The 15192-nt window shown below is 67.9% G+C and carries 14 protein-coding genes; 7 read left to right on the top strand and 7 right to left on the bottom strand.

Going from position 1 to position 15192, the window contains the following annotated elements; genetic code table 11:
- Positions 1–3: 3 nt before the first annotated feature.
- Positions 4–192, top strand: a complete 189-nt coding sequence (locus EES48_RS05435; protein WP_122465371.1) for a DUF4169 family protein — start codon at positions 4–6, stop codon at positions 190–192.
- Here EES48_RS05435 and EES48_RS05430 read toward each other — a convergent pair.
- From EES48_RS05430 to dapA, 5 genes are read right to left on the bottom strand one after another with little or no spacing between them, the layout of a single operon-like run.
- Positions 189–887, bottom strand: coding sequence for an NUDIX hydrolase (locus EES48_RS05430; RefSeq protein WP_122465370.1), 699 nt, complete (start codon positions 885–887; stop codon positions 189–191). The genes EES48_RS05435 and EES48_RS05430 overlap by 4 nt on opposite strands.
- A complete protein-coding gene (gene rnr / locus EES48_RS05425; RefSeq protein ID WP_122465369.1) occupies positions 887–3247 on the bottom strand; it encodes a ribonuclease R in 2361 nt (786 codons plus the stop codon). Before rnr ends, EES48_RS05430 begins: the two co-directional genes overlap by 1 nt.
- 43 nt (positions 3248–3290) lie before the next feature.
- Positions 3291–3734 carry a DUF1622 domain-containing protein gene (locus tag EES48_RS05420; protein WP_122465368.1) on the bottom strand — a complete coding sequence of 148 codons (444 nt, stop codon included), beginning with the start codon at positions 3732–3734 and terminating at the stop codon, positions 3291–3293.
- A 49-nt stretch (positions 3735–3783) separates the two neighbouring features.
- On the bottom strand, positions 3784–4254 hold the full coding sequence (gene smpB, locus EES48_RS05415) for an SsrA-binding protein SmpB (RefSeq protein WP_122465367.1): 471 nt from the start codon (positions 4252–4254) through the stop codon (positions 3784–3786).
- Positions 4254–5138, bottom strand: a complete 885-nt coding sequence (dapA, locus tag EES48_RS05410; protein ID WP_122465366.1) for a 4-hydroxy-tetrahydrodipicolinate synthase — start codon at positions 5136–5138, stop codon at positions 4254–4256. Before dapA ends, smpB begins: the two co-directional genes overlap by 1 nt.
- A gap of 119 nt (positions 5139–5257) precedes the next feature.
- Here dapA and EES48_RS05405 point away from each other — a divergent pair, with 119 nt between their 5' ends.
- Both EES48_RS05405 and EES48_RS05400 read left to right on the top strand, forming a co-directional pair.
- On the top strand, positions 5258–7321 hold the full coding sequence (locus tag EES48_RS05405; protein ID WP_240623233.1) for a lytic transglycosylase domain-containing protein: 2064 nt from the start codon (positions 5258–5260) through the stop codon (positions 7319–7321).
- A 110-nt stretch (positions 7322–7431) separates the two neighbouring features.
- Complete coding sequence (locus EES48_RS05400) at positions 7432–8073, top strand: ATP-dependent Clp protease proteolytic subunit (RefSeq protein ID WP_122465364.1); 642 nt, start codon at positions 7432–7434, stop codon at positions 8071–8073.
- A 6-nt stretch (positions 8074–8079) separates the two neighbouring features.
- Here EES48_RS05400 and EES48_RS05395 read toward each other — a convergent pair whose 3' ends face one another.
- Entirely contained in the window at positions 8080–8730 is a 651-nt protein-coding gene (locus EES48_RS05395) for an HAD-IB family hydrolase (RefSeq protein ID WP_122465363.1), read from the bottom strand.
- A gap of 200 nt (positions 8731–8930) precedes the next feature.
- On the opposite strand from EES48_RS05395, the gene clpX reads away from it, so the two are divergent.
- Complete coding sequence (gene clpX / locus EES48_RS05390) at positions 8931–10199, top strand: ATP-dependent Clp protease ATP-binding subunit ClpX (protein ID WP_122465362.1); 1269 nt, start codon at positions 8931–8933, stop codon at positions 10197–10199.
- Between the two features lie 70 nt (positions 10200–10269).
- On the opposite strand, the gene EES48_RS05385 is transcribed toward clpX, so the two are convergent.
- Positions 10270–10581: a hypothetical protein gene (locus tag EES48_RS05385; protein ID WP_122465361.1), complete on the bottom strand. Its 312-nt coding sequence runs from the start codon at positions 10579–10581 to the stop codon at positions 10270–10272.
- A gap of 363 nt (positions 10582–10944) precedes the next feature.
- Between EES48_RS05385 and lon the strand changes: the two genes are divergently transcribed.
- From lon to EES48_RS05370, 3 genes are all read left to right on the top strand, one after another.
- Positions 10945–13341: an endopeptidase La gene (gene lon / locus EES48_RS05380; RefSeq protein ID WP_122465360.1), complete on the top strand. Its 2397-nt coding sequence runs from the start codon at positions 10945–10947 to the stop codon at positions 13339–13341.
- A gap of 109 nt (positions 13342–13450) precedes the next feature.
- Positions 13451–14443, top strand: a complete 993-nt coding sequence (locus tag EES48_RS05375) for a cupin-like domain-containing protein (protein ID WP_240623232.1) — start codon at positions 13451–13453, stop codon at positions 14441–14443.
- Positions 14444–14528: 85 nt separating this feature from the next.
- Positions 14529–15128, top strand: coding sequence for a fasciclin domain-containing protein (locus EES48_RS05370; RefSeq protein ID WP_122465358.1), 600 nt, complete (start codon positions 14529–14531; stop codon positions 15126–15128).
- Positions 15129–15192 lie beyond the last annotated feature (64 nt).

Raw genomic sequence — 15192 nt, 5'->3', positions numbered from 1 at the left:
CGCATGGGCGAGATCGTCAATCTCAGGCAGGCGAGAAAGACGCGGGACCGCGTCGAGGCCAGGGCCCGGGCCGCCGAGGCGCGTGCCGCCCATGGCCGCAGCAAGACCGCCCAGCGGGCGACAGACGCCGAGCGTGAGGCCGTGGATCGGGCCCTGGACGGCGCCAGGCGGGACCGACCCGAAGACGCCTAGCCGCGCTCCATCACATGCCTGCCGCGCACCATCCGCACGAAGGGCCGGTCTGGCGATGTGCCCGATAGGCGTTCGGCGACCTCGCCCAGGACGAAGCGCGTGATCGCCGGCAGGTCAAGGGCTCTGGCGTCTTCGAGCGGCAGCCAGGCGATCTCGTCCAGTTCGCCGGATCCGGCTGTCGGGTCCGGATGCAGCAGGGCCTCGGCGGGCGCCATGAAGAAGCGCGCATCGAAGCGGCGGGTGCGGCCGGGCGGGGTGATGGCGCGGGCGATGTAATCCAGCGGCGCCAGGGTCGGCAGGGCTCCGGCGGCCCGGAAACCACGCCACGGACCGGCTACTGAAGCGATAGGCGCCGGACTGGCCAGCATGAGGCCGGTCTCTTCCCAGGTCTCGCGAACGGCGGCCAGGGCCAGGGCTCGGGCGCGGCGGCCATCCACCTCGCGGTTCAGCGCCTGAGCTGTATCGTCGTCGAGGTCGTCCGCGGCGGCGGCGGTGAAGTCGCCGCGCTCGATCCGGCCGCCCGGAAACACCCAGCGCTCGGCCATGAACACGTGGCCGGGGGCGCGGCGGCCCATCAGCACTTCGGGCCGCTGTCCGCCGCGTGTCAGGATCAGGGTGGCGGCGTCCTTGGGCCGCTGGCGGCTGTCGGTGCGGGGCGCATCAGCCAGGTCCCGCTGGGGATCGAAAGGCTCCACTAGCGGCGCTTGCCCTTGCGGACGCCCTTCAGTCCGCCGGACGGACGGCCGCCCTTGGGAGGCTTGGGGCCGCCGGGGCGGTTGGCGCCCCGCTTGGGATAGCCGTCGCCGCCCGGAGATCGCGCCCGCACGCCCAGGCGCGGCGCGGGGGCCTTGGGGTCCATCGGGTCGGGCTCGGACAGCATCTCCAGCACCAGGCCGCCGGTGATCGGGGTGGCTTCGCGCAGCCGCACCTCGACCACCTTGCCCAGCGGCCAGCGGCGGCCCGAACGCTCGCCGACCAGGGCGTGCAGCCGGTCGTCGTGGCGGAAATACTCGTCGCCGAGCGAGGAGATGGGGACCAGGCCATCGGCGCCCGTCTCGCTCAGCCGCACGAACAGGCCAAAGCGCGTCACGCCGGTGATGCGCCCCTGGAAGGTGGCGCCGACCCGATCCTCCAGGAAGGCGGCGACGTAGCGATCGGTGGCGTCGCGCTCGGCGGCCATGGAGCGCCGCTCGGTCATCACCACATGCTCGGCGATCGCCGGCAGTTCGGCGATCTCGCGATCGGTCAGGCCATCGTCGCCCAGCTTCAGCGCCCGGATCAGGCCCCGATGCACGATCAGGTCGGCATAGCGGCGGATCGGCGAGGTGAAATGGGCGTAGCGGTCCAGGTTCAGACCGAAATGGCCGATGTTGTCGGGCGAATAGATGGCCTGCATCTGGCTGCGCAGCACCACCTCATTGACCACCTCGGCGTGCTCGGTGTCGCGGGTCTCCTCGAGCAGGCGGTTGAAGCGGTCGGTGGTCGCCGGCTGCCCCTTGGCCCAGGGCTTGCCGAGGCCGTGCAGGAAGTCCGACAGGTTGAACAGCTTCTCCTGGCTGGGCGTGTCGTGGACGCGATAGATCAGCGGCGTCTTCTTCTGCTCCAGGGTCTCGGCCGCCGCCACATTGGCCTGGATCATCATCTCCTCGATCAGGCGATGGGCCTCCAGCGACTGGCGCGGCTCGATCGAAACGATCTCTCCGGCCTCGTTGAAGCGGATGCGGCGCTCCATGCTTTCGATCGACAGCGGACTGCGCTTCTGCCGGCCCTTCAGCATGGCGCGGTAGGCGTTCCACAGCGGATAGAGGATCGGCTCCATCAGCGGGCCGGTCAGCTCGGCGACGTCCTCGGTCCACAGCTCCGAGTGCGGACCGTCGATGGCGGCCTGGGCCTGCTCATAGGCCAGCTTGGCGTGGGAGCGCATCAGGCCCCGCGCGAAGCGGTGTGACAGCTTCCTGCCGTCCCTGGTGAACACCATGCGCACGGCCAGGCAGGCGCGGTTCTCACCCTGCTTCAGGCTGCACAGGCCGTTGGACAGCCGCTCGGGCAGCATCGGCTCGACCCGGTCCGGGAAGTAGGTCGAATTGCCCTTGTTGCGCGCCTCGCGATCCAGGGCGGTGCCGGGGCGGACATAGGCGGCGACATCCGCGATGGCGACCCAGACGATCCAGCCGCCCTCGTTGTTGGGATCGTCGTCGCGCTGGGCATAGACGGCGTCGTCGTGGTCGCGGGCGTCCATCGGATCGATGGTGATGAAGGGAATGTCGCGCAGGTCCTCGCGGCCCTTCAGGGTCGGCAGTTCCTGGTCCTCGGCCTCGGCGTCGACCGTTTCGGAAAAGCCGGTCGGGACCCCGTGGGCGTGGATGGCCAGCAGGGACGCCGCGCGGGGATCGTCCTCGCGCCCGACGATCTCCAGCACCTTGCCGGGTTTGGGGCCATAGCGATGGGCGCCCGGCAGTATGGTGGCCACAACCAGATCGCCGTCGCGCAGGGGCCCGGCCGCATCGCGATCGATGACCAGAACATCCTTGGAGCGGCGATCGACCGGCTCGACCCGGGTCTCGCGGCCGCCCTTGCGCACCACGCCCAGCACCTTGTGGGCGCTCTGGCCCAGACGTTTGACGATGCGCGCGGTCCAGTCGCTGTCCTGTTGTTCGAATTTGACCAGCAGTCGGTCGCCGACGCCGGGGGCTGGGCCGGACTTCGCGTCGCGGTCGGGCAGCAGCAGGGCCTTGGGCGCGTCGTCGCCCCCCTTGGCCAGCCTGACGAACAGATCGCCGTCGACGTCTTTTTCCACCACGTCGGCCACGCCCACGGGCGGCAGGGCGCCGGCCTCGGCGAAGCCCTTGCGGCCGCGCTTGCCGAGACGGCCCTCCGCCTCCAGCTCACGCAGCATTTCGCGCAGTTGCCGACGCTCGGCGCCCTTCAGGCCGAAGGCGCGGGCGATGTCGGCCTTCTCCGCTTCGCCGGCCTCCGCCAGGAAGCGGACGAGCGTGTCCTTGTCGGGGAGGCCTTGGGCGCGGGTCTTGGCGGGGCGGCGAGGAGGGCGGCTCATGGATCACTCTAACGCCTGAGTCGGGTGCGGGAAAACCGGGCGGTCAGCGAGGGGAGGGCGCCTTGCGACGGGGTGCGCGCGTCGGCTTGGCGTCCGGCTCGGGGTGGCTTCGCTCGGCGGAGCGCCGGTCCCACGGCCATTGGCCTTCGATCTCGGTCTCCAGGGCGAAGCTGAGGAAGGTCCGGATCAACACCACCACGGCCAGCAGGCCGACGCTTTCGAAGGTCAGGGGCGCGGTGACGGTGGCGATGATGTCGGCGCCGACCAGCAGTTCCAGGCCCAGGAGGATGCCGCGGCCCAGGTTCGCCCGGCACTTGTCATAGGCGGCCGCCCAATCGCCGGCGACGCCGGTGCGGATGTAGCCGGCGCCGGCCGCGATCACCGAGACCAGGATGACCGCCACGCCCGCCAGCTCCAGACCGGCGGCGACGTAGCGGGCGGCGGTGATCAGCCAGCCCGCCGACCCAAGAATTTCAACAGCGCCCATGCCTGAGGGATCGTCGATCTCCGGCTAAGGTTCCCTCGAGACCGTGACGTCAGCCGTGATCCTTCAGCAGGCGGGCCTTGTCGCGTTGCCAGTCGCGTTCGGCCGCGACCTCGCGCTTGTCATGGGCCTTCTTGCCCTTGGCGACGGCGATCTCGAGCTTGGCCTTGCCGGCGGCGTTCAGATAGAGCCGGGTCGGGATCAGGGTGCGGCCCTCGCGCTGGACGGCGCCGATCAGCTTGTCGATCTGGCGGCGATGCAGCAGCAGCTTCCGATGGCGGCGCGGCTCGTGGTTGAAACGGTTGGCCTGTTTGAATGGCGGGATGTCGGCGTTGACCAGCATGATCTCGCGACCTTCAACCGCCGCATAGCTCTCGGCGATGTTGGCGCGGCCCTGGCGCAGCGACTTGATCTCGGTCCCGGTCAGGACGAGGCCGGCCTCGATGGTCTCCTCGAGGAAATAGTCGAAGCGCGCCCGCCGGTTCTCGGCGAGGGTCTTGGCCTGGCTGTCCTTGTCGACCATCAGATCAGGCCCGCGTCCCGCAGAGCGGCATCGACCGCGCCGCGCCCGCCGTCACTGATCGACACCATCGGCAGGCGCAGTTCGTCGGCGCAAAGACCCAGTTTCGACAGCGCATACTTGGCCGGGCCGGGCGAGGCCTCGACGAACATGGCCTTGTGCAGGGCGATCAGACGGTCCTGCCAGTGACGGGCGGTCGTCCAGTCCCCGGCGTTCATGGCGTCGCGCAGGGCGACCATCGCCTCGGGCGCGACATTGGCGGTCACCGAGATGACGCCGTGACCGCCTTGCGCCTGATAGCCGGGCCAACTGGGGTCGTCGCCGGAGATCAGGGCGAAGGGCTTGTCGATGCGGGCTCGCTGATTCGACACCCGACCGAGATCGCCCGTGGCGTCCTTGATGCCGACGATGTTGGGGTGTTTCGCGAGGTGGATGACCGTGTCGTCGGTCATGTCGATGCCGGTGCGGCCTGGCACGTTGTAGAGCACGAGCGGCAGCTGCACCGCCTCGGCGATCGCCTCGAAATGGGCGATCAGGCCGGGCTGGCCGGGGCGGTTGTAATAGGGGGTGACCACCAGGGCGCCGTCCGCCCCCACGGTCTTGGCGTGACGGACGCGCTCGATGGCCTTGGCGGTGGACGGGCTGCCGCAGCCGGCGATGACGCGCACACGGCCGGCGGCGATCTGGATCGTCCGCTCGACCACGCGATCGGCCTCTGCATCAGTCAGGGTGGCGCCTTCGCCGGTGGTGCCGACTGGCACGACAGCGTCCACCCCGGCGGCGATCTGGCGCTCCAACAGGCGCGTGAAAGCCTCCTCGTCGAGGGTTCCGTCACGAAGAGGTGTGATCAGGGCGGGGATCACACCCTTGAACAAAGGGCCGGTCATCGGGAAAAAGCCAAAGTCTTGCGTGATGTGGACGGCGATCGGGGGGCCGTCGCCGCGGCGCGGAAGGGTAGGTTGGCGGCGATCCCGCCGCAACCGACATCATGGAGACAAGGCTGAAGATGCTCATCACGACCCTGGCGGCCGCCCTGGCCGGTTCGCTCGCGCCCTCGGCCCAGGATCTGGCGCCGTCCGCCGGGCCCCAGCCCTATGCCGTCCAGTCGCAGGTCGCCCAGACCCAGGGCTATCAACCGCGCGTGCTGAACGACATGGACGCCATGGCCTTCCGCGACGGCCTGGCCGCCGCGCGCTCACGCGACATTCCCGCAACCCAGGCCGCCATGGCGCGGATCGGCGATCCGACCGCGAGGAAGCTGGTGCAGTGGGCCCTGGTCGACACATCCGGCTCGCAGATGAGCTATGTCGAACTGGCGCGGTTCAAGCGCGAGATGGCGGGCTGGCCGCGCGCCGATAGCCGAATCAGCGACGCCGAGATCGCCCTGGATCGCGCCGGAGCGCCGCCGACGGAGGTGATCGCCTTCTTCGACGGGGCCGAGCCGGTCACGGCCCAGGGCATGATCGCCCTGGCCAGCGCGCTGGAGGCGACCGGCCGGTCGGGCGAGGCGACCGAACTGGTGCGCCGCTGGTGGCGGGATCAGTCGTTCGACGCGGCGGAGCAGTCGCGCATTCTGAGCCGCTGGGGCGGTCAGTTGTCTCAGGCCGACCACGACGCCCGCCTGACGATGCTGCTCAGCGGCCCACACGGCCCGGCGACCCAGGCCATGGTCAATCTCGCCTCGCCGACCAAGGCGGCGGCGGCTACTGCGGCGATGTCGCTGCGGGGGGCCTATGCGCCCGACACCATCGTGGCGGGACGCAGCCCGTCGGTCGCGGCTGACCCCAATGTCGCGCTGGAGCGGGTCAAGCTGCTGCGCAGCCAGGGCCGCCAGTCCGAGGCCTGGTCGCTGCTGTCGATGCTGCCGCCGGCGCCCAGCCATTCGGATGGCCAGAGCAGCCTGTGGAGCGAGCGTCGCAACTATTTCCTCGACGCCCTGCAGCTCAACAACTGGCGCGGCGCCTATGATTCCATGGCTGGCCACGGCTTCCCCGGCGGCGAACGCATGGTCGATGCGGAGTTCTTCGCCGGCTGGGTGGCCCTGACCAAACTGAACGATCCCGCCACGGCGGCCCGGCATTTCGAAGCGCTGCGCGGCGCCTCCTCGACCCCGATCACCCAGGGGCGGGCGCTGTACTGGCTGGGCCGGGCGGCCGAAGCGAGGGGCGACACGGCCGCGGCCCAGGCCTTCTACACCGAGGGCGCCCAGCACATTCAGAGCTTCTACGGTCAGCTGGCGGCCGAGAAGGCTGGTCAGACTTCCATCACTTTGCCGGGCGATCCCGCGCCGTCGGATCAGGACGTCGCCGCCTTCGAGGCCAATGAGGTGGTGCGCGCCATGCGCATCCTCGGCGAGACGGGCGAGACCAGCCTGTTCCGCGTCTTCGCCTATCAGCTGGACGACGACGTGCCGACGCCGGCCCAGCTGGCGCTCCTGATGGACATGGCCAACGGCTATGGCGAGGGCTTCACCGCCATGATGATCGGCCGCGCCGCCAGTCAGCGCGGCGTACTGATGCCCGAGCGCCAGTATCCGATCCGCATCCCGACCGCCGTGCCGGGAGCCGCGCCGATCGAGTTCACCCTGGCCATCACCCGTCAGGAATCCAGCTTCGATCCCCGCGCCCGTTCCTCGGCCGACGCGCGCGGCATGATGCAGTTTCTGCCGGCCACCGCCTCAGGCGTCGCGCGCCGCCTGGGCATGCCCTATTCGCCCGAAATGCTGTGGGAGCCTGACTACAACATGCAGCTGGGCAGCTATCACCTGGCCGAGCTGATGAACAATTTCGGCGGCTCGATGCTGCTGGCGACGGTCGGCTACAACGCCGGGCCGGGCAGGGCGCGGGACTGGCCCATCCGCTGCGGCGACCCGCGCGGAAATCTGGTGAACCCCGTCGATTTCATCGAATGCGCGCCCTTCACCGAGACGCGGAACTACATGATGCGGGTGATGGAGAATATGCAGATCTACCGCGCCCGACTGAACGGCGGCACGGGCGCCCTGACCCTGTCGTCCGATCTGGCGCGCGGGGTGTCACCCCGGGCCGGGCCCCAGCCTTACCAGCCCTGACACGTCTCAGGACAATCACCCAACCTTGCATCGCTCGCGACGCGACGCGATATCCCATTGATCGGCGCGACCCGCGATGAGTCGCGCCCTCTCTTCCTCGAAGGCCATCCATGCGCGAACTCGTCGATAATCTCACCATGAACCTCGTGCCCATGGTGGTGGAGCAGTCCAGCCGGGGCGAACGCGCCTTCGACATCTTCTCGCGGCTGCTGCGCGAGCGGATCATCTTCCTGACCGGACCGGTCGAAGATGGGATGGCGTCACTGATTTGCGCCCAGCTGCTCTTTCTGGAGTCCGAGAACCCCAAGAAGGAGATCGCCATGTACATCAACTCGCCGGGCGGCGTGGTGACCTCGGGTCTCGCGATCTACGACACCATGCAGTACATCAAGTCGCCGGTGACGACGGTGTGCATGGGCATGGCGGCGTCGATGGGCTCTCTGCTGCTGACCGCCGGCGCGCCGGGTCAGCGCGTGGCCCTGCCGAACGCACGGGTCATGGTGCACCAGCCCTCGGGCGGCTTCCGCGGCCAGGCCTCGGACATCGAGCGCCACGCCGAGGACATCGTCAAGACCAAGCGCCGGCTCAACGAAATCTACGTCAAACACACCGGCCGGACCTATGAGGAGGTCGAAAAGACGCTGGATCGCGACCACTTCATGTCGGCCGACGAGGCCAAGGAGTGGGGCATCGTCGATCACGTCTACGACAGGCGCGAGCAGGCCGAGGGCGACGGCGTCAAGAGCGTCTGACTCCGTTCAGGGCTTGCCGCGAAAGCGCCGGAAGCCCGCCTCTTCCGCAATGGCCAGCATGTCGTGGTCGCCCGAGGTGTCGCCGTAGGCGGCGATGATGCGGACATCGTCGCCGTAGGCCGCCCGAAGACGGCGCACCTTTTCTTCGCCCCGGCAATTCGGGCTGGCGAAGGCGCCCGTCACCCGATCCTGGCCGTCGAACACCAGATGGGTGCCCAGCAGCGCCTCGGCGCCGAGCCGTTTGGCGAAGGGCGCGACGGTCGTTTCCGGCGAGGCGGTCACGATCACGCGATGCGCGCCGCGCCGATTCCAGTCCTCCCACGTCGCCAAGGCGTCAGGTCGCATCAGATCCGCCCATGCCTCATCGGCGAACCGCTTGGCTTCGCTCTCCAGGGTCCGGCGATCCAGACCTCCAAGGAATTCGTGCACTGAAGCGGCCTTGATCGCGCCCCGGTCGCGGTCCCGGGCATAGCGCGCCATCGCGGGGGCGAGCCGAACCAGACCCTTGGTCCAACCCCGCTTTCCCGCCTTCCAGCGCAGAAAGGCGGTGAAGCTGTCGCGTACCGTCAGAGTGCCGTCGAAATCGAAGGCGACGACCTCTCGGGGCGTTCCATCCCCGGACTGGCGCGATCCTTGCGGGCTACCCATGTCAGACATCCGCCGCGATCTCCTGCCACGATGCGCCTCGCCCACAGTCCCGACCGAAGGCGTCGGCTGCGTCATCCGTGGGGTTGTGGCCGGGCTCCCGATGGGGGATTGTCATTTTTTGAAGACCTTCGCGCCCAGAGTCGGGCTTCGCATGCGAGGGAAACGCGCCCGCCCCATATCGGGTCGAACGCGAGAGTGAGAAGGGTCGAATGACCAAAGCCGCCGGCACGGACGCCAAGAGCACGCTGTACTGTTCCTTCTGCGGGAAGAGTCAGCACGAGGTGCGCAAACTCATCGCGGGGCCGACCGTGTTCATCTGCGATGAATGCGTCGAGCTGTGCATGGACATCATCCGCGAAGAGCACAAGATCGCCTTCGTGAAGTCCAAGGACGGCGTGCCCACGCCCAAGGAAATCCGCGAGGTCCTGGACGACTATGTGATCGGCCAGGCGCACGCCAAGAAGGTGCTGAGCGTCGCGGTCCACAATCACTACAAGCGCTTGAACCACGCGACGAAGAACAACGACGTCGAGCTGGCCAAGTCGAACATCATGCTGATCGGGCCGACCGGCTCGGGCAAGACGCTGCTGGCCCAGACGCTGGCGCGCATCATTGACGTGCCCTTCACCATGGCCGACGCCACGACCCTGACCGAAGCCGGTTATGTGGGCGAGGACGTCGAAAACATCATCCTGAAGCTGCTGCAGTCGTCCGACTACAACGTCGAGCGGGCCCAGCGCGGCATCGTCTACATCGACGAAATCGACAAGATTTCGCGCAAATCCGACAACCCTTCCATCACCCGCGATGTGTCGGGGGAGGGCGTGCAGCAGGCCCTGCTGAAGATCATGGAGGGCACCGTCGCCTCGGTTCCGCCGCAGGGCGGACGCAAGCACCCGCAGCAGGAATTCCTGCAGGTCGACACGGCGAACATCCTGTTCATCGTCGGCGGCGCCTTCGCGGGGCTGGAGAAGGTGATCTCGGCGCGCGGCGTGGGGGCCTCGATCGGCTTCGGCGCCAAGGTCAAGGACATGGACGAGCGCCGCATGGGGGACATCCTCAAGGAGGTTGAGCCCGACGATCTGATGCGGTTCGGCCTGATCCCGGAGTTCATCGGCCGTTTGCCCGTGCTGGCGACCCTGGAGGACCTGGACGAGGAAGCCCTGGTCAAGATCCTGACCGAGCCCAAGAACGCCTTGGTCAAGCAGTACAAGCGCCTGTTCGAGATGGAGAACGTCGGCCTGACCTTCACCGACGACGCCCTGTCGGCGGTGGCCAGGAAGGCCATCACGAGGAAGACCGGCGCGCGGGGCCTGCGCTCGATCCTGGAAGGCATCCTGCTGGAGACCATGTTCGAACTGCCGACCTTCGACGGTGTCGAGGAAGTGGTGGTCAATGCCGAGGTGATCGAGGGCAAGGCTCAGCCGCTGCTGATCTACTCCGAAGCGTCAAAGAAGAAGGCCGACGGCGCGGCCTGACGGCGGCGCGGCGCTACAGGAAAGGGGCGGAGCCGGCCGGCTCCGCCCCTTTTTTTGTCCTTCAGTCGGCTCAGGGCCTGAGGTTGGTGGCCTCGGCGTCGGCCTGGGCCGTCTCCTTCGTCGCAGCCGTGGGTCCGGAGGGCTGGGCCGCCATGCCGTCGGCGGCTGGGTCGGCCGGCGGAGTCTCTTCCGGCGGCATCGGCGGCGATTCGGTCATCTCACTCATGCCGGCCGCGCCAGCCGTAGCCGCCGCATCCGTGGCGGCGTCCGACGCCGCGGCGGCGTTCTCGGCGCTGGCGTCGGTCGGCTCGGTGCTCGACTGCTGGCAGCCCGCCAGGCCGACAAGGGCGGCCGCGCTGGCGGCCAAGGTCAGAAAGCGCATGGGTAAAACTCCTCCCGAAAACGTGGTCGTCACGTGAACGAGCCCGTTCGGTCAAGGTTGCGCCGCCACACCACTGAGGATTTCACGCCACAGACGGTTAGGGGCCAGAAATCGTTCGGGATGGGCGTGAACGAGCATGGTTGTCCCGCACTCGGCTGGGAGCCGAAACGCCTCAATCGCTTCACAGGAGATTGGCCGCAATGTCCGTGCGACCGGCGGCCACGCTTGAACCGGGAGCCGAGGGAACCACATACTCGGATGAAATGCCGCCGGAATCGGCGGGCCGCTTCGGGACGACCGGCAGATCGCCGGTAACGCCCGGGGCCGGCGGGCCAGAGATAAACGAAGGCCCCGGAGAGCATCATGTCCGAGACCCTCACGCTGCCTGTCCTGCCGCTTCGCGACATCGTCGTCTTCCCGCACATGGTCGTGCCGCTGTTCGTCGGCCGCGAGAAATCCGTGCGCGCGCTGGACGAGATCATGAAGGGCGACAAGCAGATCTTGCTGGCCACCCAGAAGAACTCGACCGACGACGATCCGCAGCCTTCCGCCATCTATCAGGTCGGGGTGATCGCCACCGTCCTGCAACTGCTCAAGCTTCCCGACGGCACGGTGAAGGTGCTGGTCGAGGGCAAGGGCCGCGCCCGCCTGACCCAGTTCACTGGGCGCGAGGAGTATTTCGAGGCCGCGGCCGAGCTGATCGAGGAAGACGCCGGCGACCCGGCCGAAACCGAAGCCATGGTCCGCGCCGTGGTTGAACAGTTCGACGGCTATGTGAAGCTGAACAAGAAGGTGCCCCCTGAGGCCCTGAGCTCTATTCCGCAAATCACCGATCCAGCCCATCTGGCCGACAGCGTCGCCGCGCATCTTGCGGTCAAGATCGCCGACAAGCAGGCGCTGCTGGAAACCATCGACGTCGGCCGGCGCCTGGAGAAGGTGTTCGGTCTGATGGAGGGTGAGATCAGCGTCCTGCAGGTCGAGAAGAAGATCCGCAGCCGCGTGAAGCGGCAGATGGAGAAGACCCAGCGCGAATATTACCTGAACGAGCAGATGAAGGCGATCCAGCGCGAGCTGGGCGAGACCGACGAGGCCCGTGACGAGATCATGGAGCTTGAGAAGCGCATCCGGAAGACCAAGCTGTCCAAGGAGGCGCGCACCAAGGCGGAGGCCGAGGTCAAGAAGCTGCGCAACATGAGTCCGATGTCGGCCGAATCGACTGTGGTGCGGAACTATCTCGACTGGCTGCTGTCGATTCCGTGGGGCAAGGCCAAGACCAAGCCGATCGACCTGACCGAGGCAGAACGCATCCTGGAAGAGGATCACTATGGCCTGGAGAAGGTGAAGGAGCGGATCGTCGAATATCTGGCGGTCCAGGCCCGCACGGGCAGCCTGAAGGGGCCGATCCTGTGCCTGGTCGGTCCTCCGGGTGTCGGCAAGACCTCCCTGGCCGCCTCGATCGCCAAGGCGACCGGGCGCGAATACGTCCGCATGTCGCTGGGCGGCGTGCGTGACGAGGCCGAGATCCGCGGTCACCGCCGGACCTACATTGGCTCAATGCCCGGCAAGATCATCCAGTCGATGAAGAAGGCCAAGACCACCAACGCCTTCGTCCTGCTGGACGAGATCGACAAGCTGGGCGCCGACTGGCGGGGCGATCCGTCCTCGGCTCTGCTCGAGGTGCTGGACCCGGCCCAGAACTCGACCTTCGGCGACCATTATCTGGAGGTCGATTACGACCTGTCGCAGGTCATGTTCGTGACCACGGCGAACAGCCTCAACATGCCTCAGCCCCTGATGGACCGGATGGAGATCATCCGGGTCTCTGGCTACACCGAGGACGAAAAGGTCGAGATCGCCAAGCGTCACCTGCTGCCCAAACTGGCCAAGGACCACGGCCTGAAGGACGGCGAATGGGTGGTGCCTGACAGCTCGATCCGTGACCTGATCCGGTACTACACCCGCGAAGCCGGCGTCCGGTCGCTGGAGCGCGAACTGGGTCGGTTGGCCCGCAAGGCGGTGCGCGAGATGGCCAAGGGTCAGACCGTGGCCATCACCGTCGATGGCGCCAAGCTGGCCGAATACGCCGGGGTGAAGAAGTACCGCTATGGCGAGACCGACGCCGAGGATCAGGTCGGCATCGTCACCGGCCTGGCCTGGACCGAGTTCGGCGGCGACATCCTGACCATCGAGGCGATCCGGATGCCGGGGCGCGGTCGCATGACCGTGACCGGCAACCTCAAGGAGGTGATGAAGGAATCGATCTCTGCCGCCGCCAGCTATGTGCGGGCGCGATCGCTGGCCTTCGGCGTCAAGCCGCCGGTGTTCGAGAAGACCGATATCCACGTGCACGTTCCGGACGGCGCCACGCCCAAGGATGGTCCGTCGGCCGGCGTGGCCATGACGGTCGCCATGGTCTCGGTTCTGACCGGCATCCCGATCAGGAAGGACATCGCCATGACTGGCGAGATCACCCTGCGCGGCCGGGTCACCGCCATCGGGGGCCTGAAGGAGAAGCTGCTGGCGGCGCTGCGCAGCGGCGTGAAGACGGTGCTGATCCCCGAGGAGAACGAGAAAGACCTCCAGGACGTGCCCGAGAACGTCAAGGCGGCGCTGGAGATCGTGCCGGTATCGACCGCCGACGAAGCCCTGAAATGGGCCCTGACCGGCCCGCTGACGCCGACCGAGTGGGATGAGGCGACCGATCCCCTGCCGGAGCCCCGCCCGGTGCAGGATCCCGGCACCGTCGTGGCGACACACTGAGGGCGCCGCTTCTCCCTGAACGAGAGAAGCGGTAGCGTTTGAGCTGGCGCCTCCCAGCCGGACGGGCGCCGCGCGGGACGTCGTGATGTGGTGGGATGAGCTGGAGTGTTTGCCCGAGGCCCGGGGGGTCGATCGAGCGCGGTTCGAGGCGGAGATCAAGCCGGCGGCCGAGCCTGTGGTCATGCGCGGGCTTGTCTCCGACTGGCCAGCGATCGCGGCGGCGCGGGAGGGGACAGAGGCGCTGGCCGGCCATCTAAAGGTTCGATCGCGTGAGCAGCCTTTGGATGTTTGGATCGCCGAGGCGGGACTGAACGGACGGTTCTTCTATGGAGAGGGCCTGACGGGGCTGAACCATAGGCGCGAGCGATCGACGGTGGGCGGACTGCTTGACCGGCTGGTCCGGGATGAGACGTCGGCGGCGCCGGAGGCGGTCTATGCGGGGGGCGTTCCGCTGGACCGCCATCTGCCGGAGCTGCTGGGCGAGGTTCCGATGCCGTTGCTGGCCCCGGAGACCGAGCGGTTGACCTCGCTGTGGCTGGGGAACCGGGTGCGGACGGCGGCGCATTGGGATCTGGCGCAGAATCTGGCGGGGGTGATCGCGGGGCGGCGGCGCTTCATCCTGTTTACGCCCGAGAGCATCGGCGACCTGTATGTCGGGCCGATCGACGTCACCCTGGCCGGGCAGCCGACCAGCCTGGTCGATTTCCACGCCCCCGATTTCGAGGCCTTTCCGCGCTTTCGCGAGGCGATGAAGGCGGCGCGGGTGGCCGAGCTGGGGCCGGGGGACGTGATCTACATCCCCAGCCTGTGGTTCCATCATGTCGAGACCCTGAGCCCCGTGGGGGCGATGGTGAACGTCTGGTGGCGCGACGGGCCGGCGTGGATGAAGACGCCGCAGCTGACCCTGATGCACGCCCTGCTGACGATGCGCGACCTGCCGCCGCCGGAGAAGCGGGCGTGGCGCGCCTTCTTCGACCACTACATCTTCGGCGAGGACGCGGTGGACCATATCCCGGAGGCGGCGCGGGGCGTGCTGGGGCCGATGACATCCGAACGGCGCCAGAGTTTGTCGGCAGTTTTGGCGCGGTCGCTGGCTCGCTGAGAGCCCCGATCCCCGTCGGCATCCTGCACGGCTCCGTTCGCGTAACTGCGTCCGCCGCGAGATGCGGCGCCAAGGATATCAGACCATGAAAAAGATCACTCTACGCGGCGCCGCCGTTTGCGCGCTGCTGGCTGGCGCTCTGACCGTCTCCGCCTGCGCCTCCATGGATAACGACATGGGCGGAATGGACTCGGGCAGCGAAGCCACCGTGATGGTGGGGGGCGCCGCGATGTATCCCAGCCGGAACATCGTCGAGAATGCGGCGAACTCCGCCGACCACACCACCCTGGTTGCCGCGGTGCAGGCCGCCGGACTGGCCGAGACGCTGGCGAGCCCCGGCCCGTTCACAGTCTTCGCGCCGACTAACGCCGCCTTCGCAAAACTGCCGGCAGGTACGGTCGATAGCCTGGTCATGCCGGCGAACAAGGCGACGTTGACCAAAATCCTGACCTATCACGTGGTGCCCGGCCGCATGAGCGCCGCCGACCTTATGACCGCGATCCGTGCAGGAAACGGTTCGGCTCGCTTGACCACCGTCGAGGGCAGCGTGCTGACGGCGCGGATGCAGGGGTCAAACATCGTGTTGACCGACGAGATGGGAGGCATGGCGCGCGTCAGTCAGGCTGACGTCTTCCAGTCCAACGGCGTGATCCACGTTACGGACACGGTCTCGATGCCCAACTGACGAGACGGCGGCGGAGCTCAGGCTCCGCCGCCTTACTGTGCGGCGGGCAAGACCGGTCCTTGTT

The organism is Brevundimonas lutea, assembly GCF_003704105.1.
GTDB lineage: Bacteria > Pseudomonadota > Alphaproteobacteria > Caulobacterales > Caulobacteraceae > Brevundimonas > Brevundimonas lutea.
Note: the sequence above shows the minus strand (reverse complement) of the source record. Positions and strands in the feature narration are given on the sequence as shown.

Coding starts and splice junctions, on each gene's coding strand:
- clpX (WP_122465362.1), top strand. CDS start 8,931: ATGACCAAAGCCGCCGGCACGGACGCCAAGAGCACGCTGTACTGTTCC.
- EES48_RS05435 (WP_122465371.1), top strand. CDS start 4: ATGGGCGAGATCGTCAATCTCAGGCAGGCGAGAAAGACGCGGGACCGC.
- EES48_RS05400 (WP_122465364.1), top strand. CDS start 7,432: ATGCGCGAACTCGTCGATAATCTCACCATGAACCTCGTGCCCATGGTG.
- EES48_RS05395 (WP_122465363.1), bottom strand. CDS start 8,730: ATGTCTGACATGGGTAGCCCGCAAGGATCGCGCCAGTCCGGGGATGGA.
- EES48_RS05370 (WP_122465358.1), top strand. CDS start 14,529: ATGAAAAAGATCACTCTACGCGGCGCCGCCGTTTGCGCGCTGCTGGCT.
- EES48_RS05420 (WP_122465368.1), bottom strand. CDS start 3,734: ATGGGCGCTGTTGAAATTCTTGGGTCGGCGGGCTGGCTGATCACCGCC.
- EES48_RS05385 (WP_122465361.1), bottom strand. CDS start 10,581: ATGCGCTTTCTGACCTTGGCCGCCAGCGCGGCCGCCCTTGTCGGCCTG.
- lon (WP_122465360.1), top strand. CDS start 10,945: ATGTCCGAGACCCTCACGCTGCCTGTCCTGCCGCTTCGCGACATCGTC.
- rnr (WP_122465369.1), bottom strand. CDS start 3,247: ATGAGCCGCCCTCCTCGCCGCCCCGCCAAGACCCGCGCCCAAGGCCTC.
- EES48_RS05405 (WP_240623233.1), top strand. CDS start 5,258: ATGCTCATCACGACCCTGGCGGCCGCCCTGGCCGGTTCGCTCGCGCCC.
- dapA (WP_122465366.1), bottom strand. CDS start 5,138: ATGACCGGCCCTTTGTTCAAGGGTGTGATCCCCGCCCTGATCACACCT.
- smpB (WP_122465367.1), bottom strand. CDS start 4,254: ATGGTCGACAAGGACAGCCAGGCCAAGACCCTCGCCGAGAACCGGCGG.